Source organism: Acinetobacter sp. ANC_7588, assembly GCF_056783995.1.
Map to the genome: position 1 here is coordinate 1 of NZ_JBWYIU010000052.1, position 249 is coordinate 249.

Here is a 249-nt window from a genome sequence, read left to right on the forward strand (position 1 = left end):
CCTCAGGTAATGCTGTCACTTTTGTTTGTGCTTCTGTTTTCGCAGCAAGTGCATCATCACGTGCTTGAGTCAATGCAGTAAGTTCTGTTGGCGTGATGAGGCCATTGGCATTTGCATCGATCAGCGCTTGTTCTGCCGCAGCGTATGCTGCTTCAGCCGCCTCTACTGCTGCTTCGGCATCTGCCAATACTTGTTCGTACTCATCTGCTACGCCATCTTCGTTTTCATCATTTACTGTTGGTAAGGTGA

Annotated in this window: 1 protein-coding gene; it reads right to left on the reverse strand. The window is 48.6% G+C overall.

All coding sequences use genetic code 11. The features are described 5' to 3' along the window. On the reverse strand, positions 1-249 hold a 249-nt coding region (locus AC1M9J_RS14865; protein WP_481952580.1), incomplete at both ends, for a GA-like domain-containing protein.